The sequence below is a fragment of the Mangrovimonas sp. ST2L15 genome (assembly GCF_001280515.1).
GTDB lineage: Bacteria > Bacteroidota > Bacteroidia > Flavobacteriales > Flavobacteriaceae > Mangrovimonas > Mangrovimonas futianensis.
In genome coordinates, this window is sequence record NZ_LBIQ01000030.1 from 32,986 (window position 1) to 55,508 (window position 22,523).

Below are 22,523 nucleotides of genomic sequence, written 5' to 3' on the forward strand. Positions count from 1 at the left end.
GCTTCTAACATAAAAAAACCGACAGTTTCCTATCGGTTTTATAAGTTACATGTGATGAACTTAAACTATAATAGTCTTCCGGATGAGTCCACTTTAAGGTTTTTTCTTTTTCCGTCTTTCTCAATTCTTACAAAGTAGGCTTTATCTACATTTTTATCATTAAAGTAATTCACTTTGTAAGTTGTTTGTGCTAAGGTCCATCCTTGGTATTGTTTTACAATGGCATTACGAACCTCTCTAGGCAGAAAAACATTGTTATGCTTTTCATAAGACTTAATAATGTTACCCTCATTGTCAAAGGTTGCTAAAACCCGACTGTGATCTCCTCCTTTTTCTTTAAAAAGAACATCCATACTGTCCATCTTTGAATCAAATTCCTCTGATTCTTTAATGTCGTATAAAGCCACCTCCCGCTGCAATTGTTTGACATCATAAGAGGTATTCTGATCAAATACCTGTTCAAAATAATTGGTGTTGACCGGTTTAAAATTGGCTTCCGTCAAATGCACAGCGTAAAAACCTTCTACTTGTGCAATTCCCTGGCTGGTAAAGCTTAAAAACAATAAACTAATACCAATAATTGATAGTTTTTTCATAACTGATCGATTTTAAGATTAATGAATTAAATCATAACCTAAATTGGTAAGTTCACATTAGTGAAGGGCTTTAATGAATTTTCTTTGTTAAATAGTATTTACTGAGTCTGCTTTTTAGATGGATCAAAGCATTAACTTGTCTCGGCAAATAATTTATTATTGATGGAAAGTGTTTCTAAAATTACTTATTAAATCTTTTAAACTGTGTTAATTTTTAATGAATTAAAGTTAATGTTTTGTCAAATTTTTACTTGCCCCAACTCCTTCCTTAGCTTCATAAAAAAGTTTAAATTAAAAAGGTTAGAGTTTTCTTTAGGCAAATTTTTAAATAAACCAATGCAACCAAAATTTTCTGATTATGATATTCATATCTAACAAATTCCTTCAATAATTTGAATTGTATTAATTAGTATGACTTTTAGAGAAGAAAATCAAAAACTTAAACTCCATATTAGGTTTTTAATTTATTCCCAAGTTAATGTTTATCTTCAAAACAGAGTGTTCCTAAAAGACATAATTGTTTTTCTAGAAGACACCACTAGTTTTTTATTTTGGGTGTGCCTAATTTTCTTTTAAAAGTTGTAGCAACAAAAAAAGTCGGAGATTTATCCGACTTTACAAATTCATTCAAACAATTTGTTTTATAGATATTTACGACTATATCCCAAAAGGTGAGCTAGCAACATTATCTACTGTCCATACCTCCCCTGTAAGTGTAACTATAAAAGCCGTGTTCTGCATAAACTCAAGTGATGTTGGACGATCCAACTCATTGGCAATAGTGGTTAACGTTCCATCTTCATTAATTCTAACAAGGGCACCTGTCCCTGGTTCGGCAGCATCACCATCAGTCACCCCTATCCATGAACCTTGTGATAAACCAAATAAAGTTTGACCTCGGCCATATTCAACATCAACAAGCATTGGCGCACCAGAAGCGACATCAATAACTTCTGAAGTATCTGAGATAAATGATACAATTTTACCATCTTCTGGAAAATGAGGAACGGGTCCTGTCTGACTCATATACACCGTATTACCTTTCACTTCTAAACCTGTTGGTACAATATTGTCAAATACTTTAAATATAGTAATATCGCCTTCTAGAGTGACCCTATAAACTCGGTTATGATGCCCATCTGTAACTAAAAAACTTCCTTGATAAGTTTCTATAGCAAATTGCAAACCTTCTGGTAAAAAGAAATCTGTTGTTGGAGGGTAGGCATTAGCAAAAAGACCAATATCTGCAACGACTTCATAACTATTTGGTCCTGTTATTTTGTAAATACCATTGACACTGTCAGACCCAAAAAAACTACCTACAAGAGTGACTAAAGCATAAGCTGTATCGTCTATAAAAACCACATCGGTCACACCTCCTATAGGTACTGGCGACACTGGCAAACCACTTGCAAAGGTTGAAACCTCTCCTGTATTTTTATCAATACGTAAAATACTGCCAGCTGCACCACTTTGAGTCACAAACAAATCACCTCCAGGACCAATTGTACTTCCCATGGCACCACTTGGGAGTGTTGCAAAAAGCATTGGAGCTCCCGGTTCACTATTTTGTTTAAATGCGGTTTCAGTAATTAAAGTGTCTTCTATTTTTTCATCAGAAGTACAAGATATCAGTATCATTGACACAACTGATATTAACATTAAAAAGTTTGTTTTTTTCATGATTAATAGTTTTAAAAATTAATATTCAATTCAATCACTATCAATTACTCTAAAATCTTAAGGAGAAAGGGCAAAGCTCAACCTTTAACTTGGATCCCTAGCAGTAAAATTAATTGAGATTTTAAGGACTTAATATTCTATGAAGACAATAAATTATTCCTAAAAGTCCATTTAGTCATTTTTGCGTAGTTGCGAAGGTGATATTGCAAATGCCTTCTTGAATGACTTACTAAAATGGGAGACATTTTGAAAACCAGAATCAAAAGCAATCTCTGTTACATTCTTATCCGATGTTTCCAAAAGATGCTTTGCATAGGCCAATCTTTTTTCCATTAACCATTTTCCTGGAGTTGTGTTATAATATTTTTTAAAATCGTTTTTAAAAGCCGTAACACTTCTTTGCGCCAACTTGGCAAATTCAGGTAGACTAAGGTGATACATAAAATTGCGTTCCATGATGTGCCTTATGGGCCTTTTGTGTTGACCATCTACAAAATTGAAATAAGCTCTTATGTCTATATTCTGGGAATCCGCCAATATGTTAATGAGTAGTTCTGTTATTTTTAGCTCCAATAAATATTCTGAGGGCGCTTCTTTACCTTGAAAGTAGGATAGTAAAGAATAGAAACTACTTTTAATGATGGGATTGATTTGAATGGTCAAAATCTGGTCGTCAGGTAAGGTCAAGTCAGGCTCAACCTTAAAATTTAGAAGATACTCCTTATAAATCCTTTTCAAAAAATCATCATTGAAATGAAATGCCAGTACTTCCCAATCCATATTTTCAAATAATTCTTGGGTATAAGCTCCTCGGGTGACCAACAAAGCCTCATCATCAGTTAAATACCATGATTTGGCTTGGTAATTCAAACTTTTCTTACCAGATAGCGTAAAATATATCGCATTAAAATGATTGTATAACTGTACTAATTTCTCTGCCTGTGGGCATTTGTAGTGAACAATCAAATTTTCGCCTACAGAGAATTGTTTGAACACATCTGGATGGGACAATTTAAGATCATACACATTGAGCATTTGACAGGTTTTGTTGGTTATATCCCTAAGTTACTAAAAATCAATATCTATTTGAAGTAATTAGCAAACTAATAACAGTTTTGTACGATTTTACCGATGAGCAAAAACCGTGGATCCTATTTCTTAAATAGGACGCTATTTTGGCTGTATATTTTGGTTGATATGGAAAAAATTATGTGGATCATATTTTGTTTTCACCTTTACTAATCTTTCATAATTATCTTTATAGGAAGCCTTAATCCTCTCTTGACCTTCATTCATCATAAAGTTAACATAGGCCCCTCCCATGGCATAAGGCTTCAAAGCATCAAAGTACTTTTTACACCAACTGGTTACTTCATCTGCCTTATTTGGATCAGGGTCTACCCCTACAATCACCTGTGACCATCTTGCTTCGCGGTTGGCCCATGCTGTTTCATTATTTCCCACTTCATGACAGGCCCCATCTATAGGGTAAAGATGGGTCGTTGAGTGCATCGTAGGAATTTGTGATCCATACTCGATATTAACCTTAATGGCTTCGGGAGTCAGTTCCTTGATATAATGAGCTCTCCAATACCATTGTAACCCCGGAGGATATAAACCATCAAACATGGTATTTAAAGCTGTCATGGGAATTTCACCTACAAAATCCAAAATAGGAGGCCCAAAAGCCCTAATAGGTTTAAAAACTTCTTCTCTGCTTTCTTCTGGCCCTGTATAATTCCAAACCACGCCACACACATTTTGATTCCAAAGATGTTCTGGAAATGGTGGTGCAGGTGGTACGGTCAAGAAGGCAAAAAAACCATATAAATCATTAGAAGCACCTTTGGTATAAGCATCATAAAACATGATAGCCTTTTCAGCCATTTCTATAGGCCAAAACATGGGACCTGCATACACATTCTTTATTTCGATCAAATTGAATTTAAAACTAACAACCACGCCAAAATTTCCACCGCCACCTCTTAACGCCCAAAATAAATCTGGGTGGGAATCCTTATTGGCTGTCACTAATTCTCCATTTGCCAAAACCACTTGGCACTCCAATAGGTTATCAATGGTAAGGCCTCCTTTTCTACTTAAATAGCCCAAACCACCTCCTAGTGTAATACCGCCAATTCCAGTAGTTCCTATGATTCCACTTGGTAGTGCCAATCCATGAATATGGGTAGCGGAATCTACATCGGCAAGGGTATTACCAGGTTCTACCAATGCTGTTTTGGTGTTAGGATCAACTTGTAATTGTTTCATTTTAGATAGATCAATAACCAATCCATTCTCGACCAAAGCTAGTCCAGCACCATTGTGTCCTCCACTTCTAATGGACACTTCTAAATTATTCTTTCTAGCAAAATTGACAGAATCCACCACATCATCTATACTTTCACATTGCACTATAAACTCTGGATGCTTATCTATCATTGCATTATAGATCTTACATGCTTCAGGGTATTCTATACTTGATTTTGTAATTACAGAACCTTGAATTTTTTCTTCTAATTGATTAATAGCTTGTCCCATTTTAAAGTTGATTTTAAGTTAAAAACGATACCAATAAAATTAGTTACAACCTTAGAAAAAGTCCACCTCTAATAATTCAAATAGTAACACAAATGATTCAAAATCAAGTTAAATCACTTTGGAAGGGGAGATACCATATTTCTCTTGGAAGCACTTTGTAAAATAAGATGGGTTGCTGTAGCCCACTTCCAATGCTACTTGAGAAACATTTAAATCATTGTTTTTCAAAAGCCCCATGGCTTTCTTCATTTTGATATCTCTAATAAAAGTATTGGGAGATCTACCTGTTAAACCTGTAATTTTTCTATAGAGTTGGGGTTTAGACACCCCTATGGTTTGACTTATATTTTGAATGTTTAGGTCTTGTTTGGCGATATTCTCTTCAGCATATTTTAAAAACTGTTGCACAAAAAGTTCCTGGCGTTGATTGATCACCTTTACATTAGAATTTTCTTTAAATTCTGAATTACCATTTATTAATTTCTGAAAAGATTTGGAAAGAACTATTCCATTAGGGCCTGCCAATAAACTTAAATGTTTCGCATAATCTATGGCTTCTTCAAAGAAACCTTCCTTATGTGTTACTGGCTGACCTTCGTTTATACCAATGCGAACCTCAAAATCAGAATAGTCTTGCTCTTGATTACAAATTGTATTTTGGATATTGATGGCGCAATGCAACGCCATTAAATCATCAGAAAAAACAAAAATTAAAACATCATCAAAATCATTTTTGATTTCACGTCCTCCAAAATTTTCAACAATACTTAAAGCCTTACGCTTAGGGAAATTGGTGAATTCAAATAAAGAAATATCTTGAATATGCTTTTGATTGGTTTTAACAACGGCGTCCACAATCATGATATATCTAAACCCTGTATCTACTTCCCCAGAATTCTGATATACTAAACCATGGTTAATGTTATTAGAATTACCTAAGATTAAATCCAATATTCCTGGTTCTACTTCAATGATGTTGCAAGCTACGTCTCCATGTGCCTCTCTATGAACTTGAACACAAGCTTCGGGATTTGGTCCTTCAATCAAACAAAAAATGGTCCCTTCCTTTTCATTGACCCAAAACTGGTGGTAAACCACGCCATATTTATCCTGTGTTTTCTTATCGGCCATATGAGCCTGTTTAACCTCTTCAATGGTTATACTAGGAAACTGGTGATAATCCATGTATAATGGCATAGTACAAATTGTTTGGAGGTTCAAAGGGATGGTAAATCAAGGAATTGATTTAAAGATACGAATTTAAATCCAATAGAAGCGATTTCCAATACGAAGATATTCCTTGGAGGACTTTGTAAACGGAATAAAGAAACTAGCTCTTGAGTGCTTAAAAAAGGCCTCCTTGAAAGCCTCCTTTGGTTCTTCCTAAATGATGGTAGGCCTTTTCTGTGACTTCACGACCTCTTGGAGTTCTAATAATAAAACCTTGTTGAATAAGAAACGGTTCGTAGACTTCCTCTATCGTTTCGCCACTTTCAGATACCGCGGTTGCCAAGGTGGTGATGCCTACTGGCCCACCTTTGAACTTGTCAATAATGGTGGTCAAAATTTTATTGTCCATCTCATCCAGACCATGAGCATCTACATTAAGTGCTTCCAAAGAAAACTTGGCAATTTTTATATCTATTGAACCATTACCTTTTATCTGGGCAAAATCTCTAACCCTTCGTAAAAGGGCATTGGCAATCCTCGGTGTCCCCCTACTTCTTCCAGCAATTTCAATAGCGGCTTCCATGGAAATAGGCACCTTTAAAATGGCGGCACTTCTTTGAATAATATCTGTAAGTAATTCCGTTTTATAATACTCCAATCTACTACTAATCCCAAATCTAGCTCGCATGGGTGAGGTAAGTAATCCAGACCTTGTAGTAGCACCAACTAAGGTAAAAGGATTTAAATTGATTTGAACCGTCCTAGCATTGGGCCCTGATTCAATCATAATGTCTATCTTATAATCCTCCATGGCGGAATAAAGATATTCCTCAACAATGGGGCTTAACCGATGTATTTCATCAATGAACAATACATCTCTTTCATCCAAATTGGTTAATAGACCAGCAAGGTCACCTGGCTTGTCTAAAACAGGACCTGAGGTCACTTTTATACCCACATTTAGTTCGTTAGCTAATATATGAGCCAAAGTTGTTTTTCCGAGCCCTGGAGGCCCATGAAAAAGCGTATGATCTAAGGCTTCATTTCTAAGGTTGGCCGCCTTAACAAACACATGAAGATTCTCCAGAACTTGATCCTGCCCAGTAAAATCATCAAAAGACAAGGGTCTTAACTTCTTTTCAACATCCAGTTCCTCTGGAGAAAAGTGATCATTTGATGGTTTTAGATTTTCGTTCATACATCACAAAGATAACAAAAAGCCTTTCAGAGTCTGAAAGGCTTTTTGAGTTTATATTGTAAAGAATATTAGTGTTGTAATTCTTCTTCCCCATCCATAAGAGGAATGTTTTGCGGCACAAAGTCTGCCTCGTGTCCAGGCTTGCTATAGTCATAAGCCCAACGGTGAACATGAGGAATGGCTCCTGGCCAGTTTCCGTGGATATGTTCTACTGGAGTAGTCCATTCCAAAGTATTCGATTTCCATGGGTTTTGCTCTGCTTTCTTTCCGAAGAAAATACTTGAAAAGAAGTTGTAAAGGAAAACCAATTGGAATGCTGCTCCAACTAAAGCAAACACAGTAATAACTACATTCACATTTGCTAAATCATCAAACAATGGGAAGTTAGAGTTTGTATAATAACGTCTTGGTAAACCAGCCATTCCAATAAAGTGCATCGGGAAGAATACCCCATAAGCACAGATAGCTGTCACCCAGAAGTGAATATAACCTAAGTTTTTATTAAGCATTCTACCAAACATTTTAGGATACCAGTGGTAAATACCAGCAAACATTCCATAAAGTGCAGAAATACCCATTACCAAGTGGAAGTGAGCAACAACAAAATACGTATCGTGTACATTGATATCTAAGGCACTATCTCCTAAAATGATACCTGTTAAACCACCAGTGATAAAGGTTGAAACCAAACCAATCGAAAATAACATAGCTGGATTCAACTGAAGATTACCTTTCCACAGGGTCGTAATATAGTTAAATGCTTTTACTGCAGATGGAATAGCAATCAATAAAGTCGTAAAGGTAAATACAGATCCTAAGAATGGATTCATACCCGAAACGAACATATGGTGCCCCCATACAATAGTTGATAAAAATGCAATAGCTAAAATAGACGCTACCATCGCTCTATAACCAAAGATTGGTTTTCTAGAGTTTGTAGCAATAATTTCAGATGTAATACCCAAAGCAGGAAGTAATACAATATATACCTCAGGGTGTCCTAGGAACCAGAATAAATGTTCAAATAAAACTGGAGAACCACCTTGATAATGTAACACCTCTCCTTGAATAAAGATATCAGATAAGAAGAATGAAGTACCAAAACTTCTATCCATGATTAACAATAATGCAGCTGACAATAATACTGGGAAAGAAACTACCCCAATGATAGCCGTTACAAAGAATGCCCAGATTGTCAATGGTAATCTAGTCATTGACATCCCTTTAGTTCTTAAGTTAATCACCGTTACGATATAGTTCAATGATCCTAACAAAGAAGATGCAATAAAGATGGCCATAGATACCAACCACAATGTCATACCGGCACCAGAACCTGGTTGCGCTAAAGGTAATGCACTTAATGGAGGATAAATGGTCCAACCAGCAGCAGCAGGTCCTGTTTGAACAAACAGAGAAATAACCATGATCACACTTGATAAGAAAAACAACCAGTATGAAACCATGTTTAAGAAACCTGATGCCATATCACGAGCACCAATTTGTAATGGAATTAAAAGGTTACTAAACGTACCACTCAAACCAGCAGTTAAAACGAAGAAAACCATAATGGTACCATGTATGGTAACCAATGCCAAATAGATATCAGCATCCATAACTCCTTCTGGAGCCCATTTGCCCAAAAGAGCCTCAAAAATCACATTTGGTTCTTCTGGCCAGGCAATTTGCATACGAAATAACAAGGACATAATAATCCCGACAACTCCCATGATAGTACCTGTAATAAGATACTGCTTAGCAATCATCTTGTGGTCTTGACTAAAGATGTATTTGGTTACAAATGTCTCTTTATGATGATGTCCATGATCGTCGTGAGCGTGAGTATCTGCGTGTGTTGACATAATCTACTTTCTATATACTTTTTAAAACCTTATTACTTATTTAAAGAATCTTTAAACTCTTTTTGTTCTTTTAACCAAGCTTGGAATTCCTCCTCAGTTTCAACTACAATTTTCATTTGCATGTTGTAATGAGACTTCCCGCAAATTTTGTTACATAATAAAAGATAATCAAATTCATATCTTTCTAAAGCTTCTTCGCCACTAGCAACCAATTCTTTGCTGTTCTCAACTCTAATTTCATTGATATGCTCTACTTTTTCAATGATATCTTGATTTTGTCTCATTTCTGCAGTAGTCACAGTAGGTGTAAAAGCAAACTGAGTAATCATACCAGGTACACAGTTCATTTGAGCTCTAAAGTGAGGCATATAAGCTGAGTGTAAAACATCCTGTGATCTCATTTTGAATAGAACTTTACGCCCTTTTGGTAAATGCAGTTCTTTGACAATAATATCATCTTGTGCATTCGGGTCAGCTTCGTCCACACCAAGTACGTTGGCCTTGTCTATATCAATTAATCTTACGTTAGCTTTACCTAAGGTATTGTCTGCACCACCATATCTAGCAGTCCAGTTAAATTGTTGTGCATATAACTCAATAACCAATGGATCTTCATCTTCACTTACATTCATGATACTATTCCAAGTAAACAAACCGTAAATGATAAGACCAGCCAATGTGATTACAGGAATAATGGTCCAAATAGCCTCTAATGTATTATTATCAGCATAGAACAAAGCTTTTCTTCCCTTTTCACCCTTGTATTTGAAGGCGAACCAGTGAAGTAAAAATTGGGTTAAAATTTGAACTGCAAAAATGATGACCAATGATATAACCATCAAGTTATCAATTTGAGGTCCGTGTTCTGAAGCAGAATTTGATAGCAAAGGTAAATCTCCCCACTTCACCACACTTACAATAGTGATTAAGTAGATGAAGGCCAAGAAGGCTAGCATCAAATATCCATTCAATTTATTATCCTTATCTGTTGCTACTTGGCTATTGGAAGCTCCTACTTGAGCTAAATCAAAGATTTTTACCATTTGCCAAATCGCAACTCCTATAAAAACCAGAATTATGATCGTAAAAAAAGCTGTCATTGTCTTTTCTCTTCTTTAATTAATTTTAATAATGGAAATGTTCACTTTCCTTAATGAATGGATTTCTTTTAACTACTAGTGGCGCCTTGGTAAGTGCGGTAAACACAATAAACAAGAATAAACCACCAAATAACATAACTGCTCCAATTTCTGGGATACCGATAAACCATCTATCTCCAACAGTTGCAGGCATAATCATGTTAAATACATCAATATAGTGACCCGCTAGGATAATAAGACCAGCCATAACTACAAACCAAGGAATACGTTTGTAATCGCTGTTCATTAATACCAATAATGGGAATATAAAGTTCATAACCAACATTCCAAAGAATGGTAATTTATAATCTTCAATTCTAGTTACAAAATAGGTAACCTCTTCTGGTATGTTTGAATACCAAATCAACATAAATTGAGAGAACCATAGGTAGGTCCAAAAAATGGAGATACCAAACATAAATTTAGCCAAGTCATGTAAATGACTATCATTTACTTGCTCTAAGTATCCTCTTGATTTCAAATACATGGTAATTAGAGCAATTACTGTAATTCCACTTACAAACATACTAGCGAATACATACCATCCAAACAAGGTACTAAACCAGTGCGGATCAACACTCATTATCCAATCCCATGACATCATAGATTCTGTGTAAATAAAGAACACTAAAAATCCAGCTGAGATTCTAAAAGTCTTTTTGAAATAACTATCATCGGTTGCGTTGTCTTGTGCAATGGTAAATTTTCTTGCAAAGTGACGGTAAAGTGACCAACCAGCCAAGAAAATAAATCCTCTTACAGCAAACATAGGAAGGTTTAACCAACCTGATTTCCCTTGAATTAATTTATCATGTGCCACTACATCTGGATCCATCCAAACAAATATGTTATAATGCCCTATAGTTCCCGATGCAATTGCAATCAATAATACAATGATCCCTCCAGGAAGTACATATGAAGTAATTCCTTCCATCACTCTAAACAATACGGGAGACCAACCTGCTTGTGCCGCAAACTGAATCGCGTAAAAAGCTAAAACCCCTAAACCTATCATAAAGAAAAAGAAGGCTCCTACATACAGTGCAGACCAAGGTCTGTTTGATATTTGATGTTGCACGTGTTCAACATGTGCTTTATGTTCGTCTACTTTTTGCTCACTAGCCATTTCTTCATGTGTATCTAAGTCAGTTTTGACTGCTTCATGATGACCATTAAGCGAGGTAACTTCCTCCGTAGCTTCTTCACCATGACCACCTCCATGATGTGCTGCTTCTTCTGCAAGCATGGTTTCTACTTCTTCAAAAGATTTGTGGGAAGTCATAAAACCAATTCCTACACCTATTAGGCCTAAAATAATTAAGGCTATAGAAAATATCTTTATTTTACTTGAGATTGTGTACATATCTATAAAATAATCTTATTCTTTCTTATTTTTCTAAGTTAGCTTTTAGGTCTAATACATAAGCTACTACTTGCCAACGTTCTTCTTCGTTCAACTGATTAGCATAAGAACCCATGGCATTTTTACCGTAATAAATGGTGTGATAAACACTACCCTCATTGATAGCTCTACCCGCGTCATCATAACTTGGTATCCCAAGTATTTTTTCACGCTTTACCAAATTACCTTGTCCGTCACCTTTTGTTCCATGACAAATACCACAGTAAACATTATAAAGCTCCTTACCTCTATTAAGATCAACCATTGTAGAATCCAATGGGTTTTTCAAAGTAGCTTTCGCTAAGTCATACCCTTCAGTAGAACCTTCTATATCAAAAGGTATATGTCCTCTAGCCACACTACCTTCTGCAGGTAATTGAGCTTCTACACCATTAGAAAAAGCCTCAGATTCCATATAAGGCTCATAACCTACCGGCTCATACATATTAGGCATAAACTGGAAATTAGGTCTAGAATCTTTCTTACATGCTACAACCGTTAATAAAACTGTTGCTATAACCGTTATTTTAAATAAGCTCTTCATAATATATTAGTGCGCTTCTTTTTCAATTACTTTGATTTCAACTGCTCCAGTTTCACTCAAAAGATCTGTTAATGATTTCTCGTTTCCAGATAAAGCCACTTCCATAAGGAAATGATCATCCGTAGTTCTAGGATCTGGATTCTCAGCGTTTTTAAATGGCCACATTTTACTTCTTAAATAGAAAGTGATTACCATTAAGTGAGCTGCAAAAAATACAGTAAGCTCAAACATAATAGGTACAAATGCAGGCATGTTTTCAATAAAGCTAAAACTTGGTTTACCACCAATATTTTGAGGCCAATCTTGAATCATTATAAAATTCATCATGGTAATGGCCACTGTTAAACCAACACATCCGTATAAGAATGATGCAATTGCAATTCTTGTAGGTGCTAATCCCATGGCTTTATCTAACCCGTGAACTGGGAATGGCGTATAAATCTCTTCGATGTGATACTTCTCTGCCTTAACTTTTTTAACAGCAGACATCAAGATATCGTCGTCGTTATATATAGCGTGTATAACTTTTGATGCTTCCATTGCCTAAGATTAGTTTATTAGTTGTTTTGCTTGACCAGACCAATCATCTCTTTCCGCTCTTCCAGGGAATAAGCCAGTGATCTCATCAATTAAATCATATTCTCTTTTTGTCATTCTACTCACTTGTAAAAAGGTGTAGATTCCAATACTATTTAGAGCTTCTTCCATTTTTGGACCAACTCCATTAATTCTCTTCAAATCATCTGCAGCTTCCGTAGTTGGGTCAAATTTACCAACACTTGCCAATAGACTATCTACCTTTTCAGCATGTGCCACTGTAAGATGAGATTCTGCCGTCTCTTGTGGTAACTTATAAACAGAAGTTCTTTCATCTGCACCAGTTCCCACTAAACTTTCACCAGCTTCTCTAATTCTCTTATATCGTTGTCCTGAAGATTTCAAAATCGTTTTTACTTCTGCCTGAGCGATAACAGGGAAGGTTCTTGAATACAATAGGAATAACACGAAGAAGAAACCTATTGTACCAATGAAAATTCCAATATCAACAAAGGTTGGAGAGAACATCGTCCAAGAAGATGGTAAGTAATCTCTGTGCAATGAAGTCACGATAATTACAAAACGTTCAAACCACATACCGATGTTTACAACAATAGAGATAAAGAAAGAGAACATAATACTTGTTCTCAATTTCTTGAACCACATGAACTGAGGTGAGAAAACGTTACAAGTCATCATAGACCAGTAAGCCCACCAGTAAGGTCCTGTTGCTCTATTCAAGAAAGCATATTGCTCATATTCCACTCCAGAATACCAAGCTATAAATAACTCAGTAATATATGCCACACCTACGATAGATCCCGTAATCATGATTACAATATTCATCAATTCGATGTGTTGCACAGTAATATAGTCTTCTAGGTTACAAACCTTTCTCATAATAATAAGAAGGGTGTTTACCATCGCGAATCCTGAGAAAATCGCTCCCGCTACGAAATATGGTGGGAAGATAGTCGTATGCCATCCTGGAATTACCGAAGTAGCAAAGTCAAAGGATACAATGGTGTGTACAGAAAGTACAAGTGGTGTTGCCAAACCGGCTAATACCAAAGATACTTCTTCAAAACGTTGCCAATCTTTTGCTCTACCAGACCAACCGAAACTTACTAGAGAGTAAATTTTCTTTTGGAACGGTCTAACAGCTCTATCACGAATCATCGCGAAATCAGGAAGCAAACCAGTCCACCAGAATACCAATGATACTGATAAGTATGTAGAAATCGCAAATACGTCCCAAAGTAATGGCGAGTTAAAGTTAACCCATAAAGAACCAAACTGATTCGGAATTGGTAATACCCAATATCCTAACCAAGGACGACCCATGTGGATTACAGGGAACAAACCTGCTTGTACTACAGAGAAGATGGTCATTGCTTCTGCAGAACGGTTGATTGCCATTCTCCACTTTTGGCGGAATAATAAAAGTACTGCAGAAATCAAGGTACCTGCGTGACCAATACCTACCCACCAAACGAAGTTGGTGATATCCCAGGCCCAACCAACGGTTTTATTTAAACCCCAAGTTCCAATACCGGTAGATATGGTGTAAATGATACATCCTAATCCCCAAAGAAAAGCTACTAGTGAAATACTAAATACAATCCACCACTGCTTGTTTGCTTTACCTTCAATAGGTCTTGCCACATCCACAGTAACATCGTGGTATGATTTTTCGCCCGTAACTAAAGGTCTTCTAATAGGTGCTTCGTAATGAGACGCCATAATTAATTTATAATTGTTTCTTCGTTAATTTATGCTTCAGTTGTATTTCTCACTTTCACTTGATAAATCACATTTGGTTTAGTACCAACATGCTCAAGTAAATGATACATACGATTATCTTCTTTCAGGTGTGCCACCTTACTTTCCTTATCGTTGATATCTCCAAATACCATTGCTCCACTACTACAAGCAGCAGAACAAGCTGTTTGGAATTCACCGTCTTTTACCGGACGTCCATCACGTTTTGCATCCAAAATAGTCTTTTGAGTCATTTGGATACACATAGAACATTTTTCCATCACACCACGAGAACGTACAACCACATCTGGGTTAAGTACCATACGACCTAAATCATCATTCATGTGGTAATCAAACTCGTCATTATTGCTATATAAGAACCAGTTGAAACGACGCACTTTATAAGGACAGTTGTTAGCACAATATCTTGTACCTACACAACGGTTATAAGCCATGTGGTTTTGACCTTGACGACCGTGAGAAGTTGCCGCTACTGGACAAACAGTTTCACATGGTGCGTGATTACAGTGCTGACACATTACTGGTTGGAAAGCTACTTGTGGATTGTCAGATGCATGTTCCATCTCCCCAAACTCACTTAATGAACTTCCTAATCCTGAAATGTTATCTTTCTTGTCATTATCTCCAGCAAATGATTCTTCTGAAGAGTAATATCTATCTACACGTAACCAGTGCATATCACGGCTACGACGTACTTCTGATTTACCTACTACTGGCACGTTGTTTTCTGCATGACATGCAATCACACAAGCTCCACAACCTGTACAGGCATTCAAGTCAATTGATAAGTTGAAGTGGTGACCGATTGAGCGATCAAACTCATCCCATAAATCAACTTTGGGATCAGTTACAGGGGTTTCAACGTGGTTTAAAGATACTTGAGGCACTTCATTCCAATGATGTTTATCCTTGGTATTGAAGATTTCTAAAGTTGTTTCTTTCACGATGTCACCACGCCCCATTAAGGTGTTGTGCAACTGAACACAAGCAAATTCATGCTCACCTGCCGCAGCAGAAACAGTTACAGATTGAACTGAGTCAAAGTTTTGGTAAAATGGGTAAGCATTAACTCCTGTTTTCATTTCATCCTTTAATCCGGCAGTTCTACCGTAACCAAAAGACAATCCAACAGAACCATTTGCTTGACCTGGTTGAATTAAAACAGGTACATTCTTAACAGTCACACCGTTTACAGTAACATCGGCATAACTTCCGTTAAGCGCACCGTTTGAAACGTGTTTATTCATCAAACCTAACTTCTCAGCATCAGTTCTAGAAACTGTCAAATAGTTATCCCATGACACACGCGAAATTGGATCAGGGAATTCTTGTAACCAAGGGTTATTAGCTTGTTGCCCATCACCCATACCTGTTTTGGTATACAAGGTTAATTCAAGTCCTTGACTTGAAGCATTTGCCAATGCCTTAGCTGCAGCTCCTGCAGAAATTGCAGTAGTAGTCGAAGCACTAGCTTCACCATCACTAACAGTTTTAGTTGTTGTAGAAGTAACGTATTCGTCTTGATCTTCCTTAGCTAAACCAACCCCTACAGCCGCATCATGGATAATTTCTCCTACTTTAGTTCTTTCCTTCTTATCCTTAAGTGAAGTAGTTGTCGTTTCTTCGGTATGGTATGAACCTGTTCCAGCAGGACCAGATACCAATCCACCAGCAACAAAAACACCATCATGAAGCGCTTGGTTAAATGAAGCACCACCTAATAGTCCGCCTCCCCAAGTCTCCTTAATATAGGTATGCAATTTTGTTGCATTTCCATTCCACTTTAATAAAGCTTCCTGAAACTGTCTAGTGTCAAACAACGGACGGATGGTTGGTTGTGTTAAGGCAAAATGTCCTTTTTTAAACTCCACATCACCCCATGCTTCTAAATAATGAGGTGCCGCTGCGATATATTGTACTTTTGAAGAAGTTTCATCTTCTTTCATTGAGAAGGCAACCGATAATTCTACATTACCTAAACCTTCAGCAAATTCTGAAGCATTTGGTAAGGTATACATTGGGTTAACACCACTCATGATGATAGCTCCCACACTCCCAGATTTCATATCTGAGATCAATTGAGCTACTTCTTCAGTTCTTCCTTGTTTTGTTTTTATTGGAGTAGCTGGGTCAAATGCCTTACTTCCTAAAGATTCATTGATGGCAAAAACAACCGTTTGTGCATTTATATCTTGAATCCCAGTAACAACGACTCCTTTGCTACCAGCTTTTTTAAGTGCTGCTGCCGCTTTAGATACAGCTTCGTCTGCTCCTTTAGGCAATTCACCAGAAACAGAACCTCCAACAACTTGTGAATATAATTTAGCCAAAGCTACCTTTTGCTGAGAAGGCGTCAAAGGCACACGCTTATCAGCGTTAGCACCAGTCAAAGACATGTTTGCTTCAAATTGGAAATGTTGAGACATTTTTCCATGTTCTGGAACACGTCCTTTAGCATAACCTGAATCAAAACCGCCACCTTGCCAGTCACCTAAGAAATCTGCTCCAAAGGATACAATGGTACTAGCTTTAGAAAAATCATAATCTGCCAAACCTCTTTCACCATATTGAGCTTCAAAGGCATCCAGTGCCGCTGATTCATTAACAGAATCGTAAGACACATGCTTGACATTATTATATTTTGTTTTGAATTCAGCAATTAATTTTTCAGTAGACGGACTAGCGAATGTTTGCGTGAACAATGCTATTTGCTTTCCTGAATTGCTGATTTCAGTTAATTTTTGGTTTACTTCACTATCAAATGCATCCCAAGTGATGGCTTTCCCTTCTTTCATAGGGCCCTTAACACGTAGGCTATCATACAATCCTAATACAGATGCATTCACTCTTGCATTGGCACCACCATTAGTAGATGCTAAGCTATTATTAAGGATTTTTATTGGACGGCCTTCACGGGTTTTCACTAAAACGCTAGCAAAATCAAATCCATCTGCAATAGTGGTTGCATAGTAATTCGCTTTTCCAGGAATAATCTCCTCTGGTTGAACTACGTAAGGAATTGATTTAATTACTGGCCCTTCACAGGCAGCTAAAGAAGCTGCAGCCGTACTAAAACCAACGTATTTTAAGAAATCACGACGTGTTGTTTTAGAGCTTTCCAAGGATTCTTTATTTCCTAAAAACTCATCCGTAGGAATCTCCTGAACAAATTCGTTCTGTTTTAGCGTCTCAACAATAGAGCTATTTTCATTTAGCTCCTCAACACTTTTCCAGTATTTCTTGTTTGATGACATATGATAAAATTGAATTACTTCTTAGTTAAAATTAATAGTGACACTTACCGCATTCTAATCCACCCATTTGGGCAGCTGTAAGCTCCTCTACTCCATATTTCTTAGATAACTGCTCATGGATTTTTTCATAATATCCATTGTCTTTAACTTTCACATTAGTTTCTCTGTGACAGTTAATACACCACCCCATTGTTAAAGGCGAGTACTGATACATGATTTCCATGGTTTCAACTGGGCCGTGACAAGTTTGACACTCCAATCCAGCAACGGTAACGTGTTGTGAGTGGTTGAAGTAAGCAAAATCTGGAAGATTGTGAATTCTTACCCACTTGACCGGCTGAGTTTCCCCAGTATACTTTTGATCGGCATCATTCCAACCAACAGCAGCATATAATTTTTTGATTTCTCCATCATAGAAATCTTTAGAGTACTCTGGAGATGTTTCTCCATTGTATTCGTAAATAGATTTGTGACAGTTCATACAAACGTTCAATGATGGAATACCTGAAGTCTTACTAACACGCGCAGATGAGTGACAATATTTACAATCTACTCCATTGTCACCAGCGTGGATTTTATGCGAGAAATGAATAGGTTGCACTGGTTGATAACCTTGATCAACACCAACCTGCATTAAATAACCGTAAACAAAATAGGCTCCAGCTAATAAAAAGAAAATAGCCGTTACCAAAACCAAAAATTGGTTTTGAGCAAACGCCTTCCAAAGCGGAAGTCCTTTTTGATGCTCCGGCAAAGCCACTCCTTTTTCAATAGCAAACCTGTTAAGGGTTTTTCTAACAAGGATTAAAGCAAAAGCCAATAAAGCAAATAAGATAGCTAAAGCACCAAGTATTAATTGGTTTGAAGTTCCAGAATCACCAGAACCTTGAGCAACTCCTACTTGTGCTGTTTGATCATTGGTAGGTGCAGCTGGCTCTTCAGCAGTATAAGCCAAAATATCATCAATATCTTTTTCTGATAATTGCGGGAACGGTGTCATGGCTGCACCAGCATATTCATCATAAATTTTCTTGGCATAAGCATCTCCAGAACCGATAACACCTGGACTGTTATGAATCCAATCGTAAAGCCAGGTTCTGTCTAAACCTTGCTCATCAGCCAAACGCTGCTCCACCTTACGTAAGGCAGGACCAGTCATTTTCTTGTCAAGCTTATGACAAGCGGCACAATTGGCATTAAATAGTTGCTTCCCTTTTGCTGGATCGCCTTCTTGCGCCAAAAGGGATGTTGAAATCGTCAATAAAAATATCAAGCTGGCATGAAGAAACCTCCTGCTTAATCTACGGTGAGTCACCTGTTTCATATTATTGGTTGAATTAACTTCTAAACTCTGGTACGATTTTTTCATTAATGGTAATAAAAAAATACAGTTATAAAATCTCGGACAAAAGTAACATTTAAAGTCCATTCTAAAAATGTTACAGAAGTGTTAAACACTAATTTAGAGAAATTCTAAATAATAAAATTTATTCAATATTGTTTATTAAGACATACATTTGTATTAAATAAATTCGCTTATGTTGAAACCAAATCAAATCAAACTGAATCTAAGTATCTTGATTACTGTTATTTGTATGGGTACTGGATTTTCTCAATCGGGAAAGGTCGAAATCAATCAGGATAAAAAAATAGATCAGCTTTTTGCCTTAAAAAAAGAGGTAAATGCCTCTAATGAATATTCAGACCGATATAAAATTCAAATTTTTTCTGGAAATTTAAGTGGTGCTGAAAAATCAGTTACTGAATTCAGGAAAAAATACGAAAGTTGGTCTTGTAAAATGGATTTTGAAACACCTAATTATAAGGTGCGTGTTGGAAACTTTAGAAGCCGCTTGGAAGCAGATAAAGCTCTAGCTACAATAAAAAAAGAATTTCCTGCAGCATTTATATTCAAACCCAAAAGGAGATCCTAATAAGTCATAAAAAAAGGGCGGTTTTTCAACCGCCCTTTTTAATTTTATGGAACTTTATTTAAGTTTCTTTTTTACCTCAACTTCTTGGAATGCTTCAATGATATCACCTTCCTGAATATCGTTATAATTTTTCACCTGCATACCACAATCGTATCCTTTAGAAACTTCCTTAACGTCATCCTTAAATCGTTTCAATGAAGTCAATTCTCCAGTGTAAATTACCACACCATCTCTAATAAGTCTAACTCCTGAATTTCTATATATTTTACCGCTAGTAACCATACATCCTGCAATGGTTCCAACTTTAGAAATCTTAAAGGTTTCTCTTATTTCAGCAGTACCAGTAACTTCTTCTTTCAGCTCTGGAGATAACATACCTTCCATCGCATCCTTCAAATCATTGATGGCGTCGTAAATAATCGAATATGTTCTGATGTCGATTTCTTCCTTATCAGCTATTTGTCTGGCGTTACCCATAGGTCTTACATTAAACCCGATGATAATCGCATCTGAAGCAGAAGCTAATAGCACATCACTTTCGGTAATGGCACCAACACCTTTATGGATAATATTTACTTGAATTTCTTCAGTTGAAAGTTTTTGGAATGAATCTGTTAAGGCTTCTACGGAACCATCCACATCCCCTTTAAGGATAATATTAAGTTCTTTAAAGTCACCTAAAGCAATACGTCTTCCAATTTCGTCAAGAGTTATATGACGTTGTGTTCTTACAGATTGCTCACGTTGTAATTGGGTACGTTTTGCAGCAATAGACTTGGCTTCTCTTTCATCATCAAAGACATTGAATTTATCACCTGCCTGAGGAGCACCATCCAACCCAAGAATAGATACTGGAGTCGCAGGTCCTGCTTCAAACACATCATTACCTCTTTCATCATGCATTGCTTTTACCTTACCACTGTGTTTACCAGCTAGAACGTAATCGCCTATTCTCAAAGTTCCTGAAAGAACTAAAATGGTAGCTACATAACCCCTTCCTTTGTCCAGGAATGCTTCTACAATAGTTCCAGTAGCATTTTTATCAGGATTTGCTTGAAGTTCCAATAGTTCGGCTTCTAACAATACTTTTTCTAATAGTTCAGCAACACCTTCCCCTGTTTTAGCTGAAATATCTTGGGATTGAATTTTTCCACCCCAATCTTCAACCAATAGGTTCATATTTGCCAACCCTTCTTTAATCTTGTCCGGATTTGCTGTTGGCTTATCAATTTTGTTGATTGCAAAAATAATAGGCACTCCCGCTGCTTGAGCATGGGCAATGGCCTCTTTAGTTTGCGGCATGATGTCATCATCAGCTGCAACCACAATAATAGCAATATCGGTAACTTGAGCACCACGAGCACGCATCGCTGTAAAGGCCTCGTGACCTGGTGTATCTAAGAAAGTGATTTTTTGACCATCTTCTAAGCTCACCCCATAAGCACCAATGTGCTGCGTAATTCCTCCAGATTCACCAGCAATCACATTTTCTTCACGAACATAATCCAATAATGATGTTTTACCGTGATCTACGTGTCCCATCACCGTAACAATAGGAGCTCTGTGTTTTAAATCTTCTGGTTTGTCTTGTACCTCTTCAAAAGATTCCTCAATATCGGCAGTTACAAATTCTACTTCATAACCGAATTCTTCGGCAACAATTGAAAGAGTTTCTGCATCCAGTCTTTGGTTCATGGTAACCATCATACCTAAAGACATACATGCTGAAATAATTTTAGTTACAGGAACATCCATCATAGTTGCTACTTCACTTGCTGTAACAAACTCTGTTACTTTAAGCTTTTTGCTTTCTGCTGCTTCTGCACGTAATTCTTTTTCAGTCTGCTCTCTATGTTGCTCTCTTTTCTCTCTACGATACTTGGCTCCTTTACCTTTAGAGGATTTACCTTGAAGTTTCTCTAAAGTCTCTCTAATTTGCTTTGATACTTCTTCTTCACTAGGCTCTTCTTTCAAGATTGGGCGTTTTCCTTTACCTCCTGGTTTAGGTTTCCCTTTGAATCTGTCGTTATTTCTATCTCCGCCTTGTCTATTGTCTACACCAACACCACCTTTACTGATTCTCCTTCTTTTCTTTCTAGCTGAATTATCACCAGCCTTTTTGTCATCATCCTTTTTGACCTCTTTCTTTTTCTTTGGTTTGTTAAATTGAGACAAGTCAATTTTCTCACCAGTGATATTAGGTCCAGAAAGTTTTTTGTATTGGGTCTTCAATTTTTCAGGTTTCGGATCGCCATTTTCATCTAGCTCGACTTCCACCTTTTTAACTGGAGCCTCCTCTGGCTTTTTAACCTCTTGTTTAGGAGCGACTTCCTTTACAGGCTCCTCCTTCTTAATTGGGGCAGGCTCTGGCTTAATTTCTTCCTTGGCAACCGGAGCTTCTTGAGGTTTTTCTTCCGCTTTTACTGGTTCAACAACCGGAGTTTCCTCTTCCTTGACCTCTTCTTTCTCAGGAGCCTTTTCTTCCTTTTTCTTAGGTTCAAGATCAATTTTACCAACCGTTTTCGGACCAGTAAGGGTAGATTTCGCCTTCACGATTTTCTCCTGCTCTTCCGCCTCTCTTTTAGCTCTTTCTTCCTCTTGCTTCTGAAGTTCACGCTCTCGCTGCAGCCTAAGCTCTTCCTTTTCCTTTTGTTTTGCCTCACTTACTTCTTGGGACGCAACTTTTTTGTCTGCATCCGTTTGAAACTCGTCTGACAAAACTTCGTAAATGTCTTCAGTGATTTTAGTATTAGGACTTTTATCAATATTGATGCCTTTGGAATCCAAGTATTCCACAGCTCTGTCAATAGAGATATTCAACTCCCTTAATACTTTGTTTAATCTGATCGTTCCAGCCATAAATTGCCTTTAAACCTATTGTTTG

General features: G+C 37.0%; 16 protein-coding genes. 1 reads left to right on the plus strand and 15 read right to left on the minus strand.

The genetic code is table 11. The features are described from left to right. Nucleotides 1-65: 65 nt before the first annotated feature. From ZA07_RS04105 to ZA07_RS04170, 14 genes are all read right to left on the minus strand, one after another. Entirely contained in the window at nt 66-596 is a 531-nt protein-coding gene (locus tag ZA07_RS04105) for a hypothetical protein (protein WP_053970472.1), read from the minus strand. Between the two features lie 657 nt (nt 597-1,253). Next, nucleotides 1,254-2,279 (minus strand): ScyD/ScyE family protein, encoded by a 1,026-nt coding sequence (locus ZA07_RS04110; RefSeq protein WP_157492060.1) that lies wholly within the window; start codon nt 2,277-2,279, stop codon nt 1,254-1,256. 171 nt (nt 2,280-2,450) lie between these two features. Next, entirely contained in the window at nt 2,451-3,314 is an 864-nt protein-coding gene (locus ZA07_RS04115) for a helix-turn-helix domain-containing protein (protein WP_053970474.1), read from the minus strand. Between the two features lie 135 nt (nt 3,315-3,449). After that, entirely contained in the window at nt 3,450-4,820 is a 1,371-nt protein-coding gene (locus ZA07_RS04120) for an FAD-binding oxidoreductase (protein ID WP_053970475.1), read from the minus strand. 108 nt (nt 4,821-4,928) lie between these two features. Then, the gene (locus ZA07_RS04125; RefSeq protein ID WP_053970476.1) at nt 4,929-6,017 is read right to left on the minus strand and encodes a nickel-binding protein; all 1,089 of its coding nucleotides are present in this window, start codon (nt 6,015-6,017) and stop codon (nt 4,929-4,931) included. Between the two features lie 148 nt (nt 6,018-6,165). Then, a complete protein-coding gene (gene ruvB, locus ZA07_RS04130; RefSeq protein ID WP_053970477.1) occupies nt 6,166-7,188 on the minus strand; it encodes a Holliday junction branch migration DNA helicase RuvB in 1,023 nt (340 codons plus the stop codon). Nucleotides 7,189-7,256: 68 nt separating this feature from the next. Beyond that, nucleotides 7,257-9,047, minus strand: a complete 1,791-nt coding sequence (locus ZA07_RS04135; RefSeq protein ID WP_053970478.1) for a cbb3-type cytochrome c oxidase subunit I — start codon at nt 9,045-9,047, stop codon at nt 7,257-7,259. A gap of 32 nt (nt 9,048-9,079) precedes the next feature. Beyond that, nucleotides 9,080-10,147, minus strand: a complete 1,068-nt coding sequence (locus tag ZA07_RS04140; protein WP_053970479.1) for a cytochrome c oxidase subunit II — start codon at nt 10,145-10,147, stop codon at nt 9,080-9,082. A 25-nt stretch (nt 10,148-10,172) separates the two neighbouring features. After that, nucleotides 10,173-11,549 (minus strand): hypothetical protein, encoded by a 1,377-nt coding sequence (locus ZA07_RS04145; RefSeq protein WP_053970480.1) that lies wholly within the window; start codon nt 11,547-11,549, stop codon nt 10,173-10,175. Nucleotides 11,550-11,574: 25 nt separating this feature from the next. Continuing rightward, nucleotides 11,575-12,132, minus strand: coding sequence for a cytochrome c (locus ZA07_RS04150; protein ID WP_053970481.1), 558 nt, complete (start codon nt 12,130-12,132; stop codon nt 11,575-11,577). A gap of 6 nt (nt 12,133-12,138) precedes the next feature. Beyond that, on the minus strand, nt 12,139-12,672 hold the full coding sequence (locus ZA07_RS04155) for a DUF3341 domain-containing protein (protein ID WP_053970482.1): 534 nt from the start codon (nt 12,670-12,672) through the stop codon (nt 12,139-12,141). Between the two features lie 9 nt (nt 12,673-12,681). Next, a complete protein-coding gene (gene nrfD / locus ZA07_RS04160) occupies nt 12,682-14,412 on the minus strand; it encodes an NrfD/PsrC family molybdoenzyme membrane anchor subunit (RefSeq protein ID WP_082316509.1) in 1,731 nt (576 codons plus the stop codon). 29 nt (nt 14,413-14,441) lie between these two features. Beyond that, entirely contained in the window at nt 14,442-17,705 is a 3,264-nt protein-coding gene (locus ZA07_RS04165; RefSeq protein WP_053970483.1) for a TAT-variant-translocated molybdopterin oxidoreductase, read from the minus strand. A gap of 31 nt (nt 17,706-17,736) precedes the next feature. Next, a complete protein-coding gene (locus tag ZA07_RS04170) occupies nt 17,737-19,029 on the minus strand; it encodes a c-type cytochrome (protein ID WP_053972036.1) in 1,293 nt (430 codons plus the stop codon). A 214-nt stretch (nt 19,030-19,243) separates the two neighbouring features. Between ZA07_RS04170 and ZA07_RS04175 the strand changes: the two genes are divergently transcribed. Then, nucleotides 19,244-19,639, plus strand: a complete 396-nt coding sequence (locus tag ZA07_RS04175) for an SPOR domain-containing protein (protein WP_082316510.1) — start codon at nt 19,244-19,246, stop codon at nt 19,637-19,639. A gap of 54 nt (nt 19,640-19,693) precedes the next feature. On the opposite strand, the gene infB is transcribed toward ZA07_RS04175, so the two are convergent. Further along, the gene (gene infB / locus ZA07_RS04180) at nt 19,694-22,498 is read right to left on the minus strand and encodes a translation initiation factor IF-2 (protein WP_053970484.1); all 2,805 of its coding nucleotides are present in this window, start codon (nt 22,496-22,498) and stop codon (nt 19,694-19,696) included. Between the last annotated feature and the right edge of the window lie 25 nt (nt 22,499-22,523).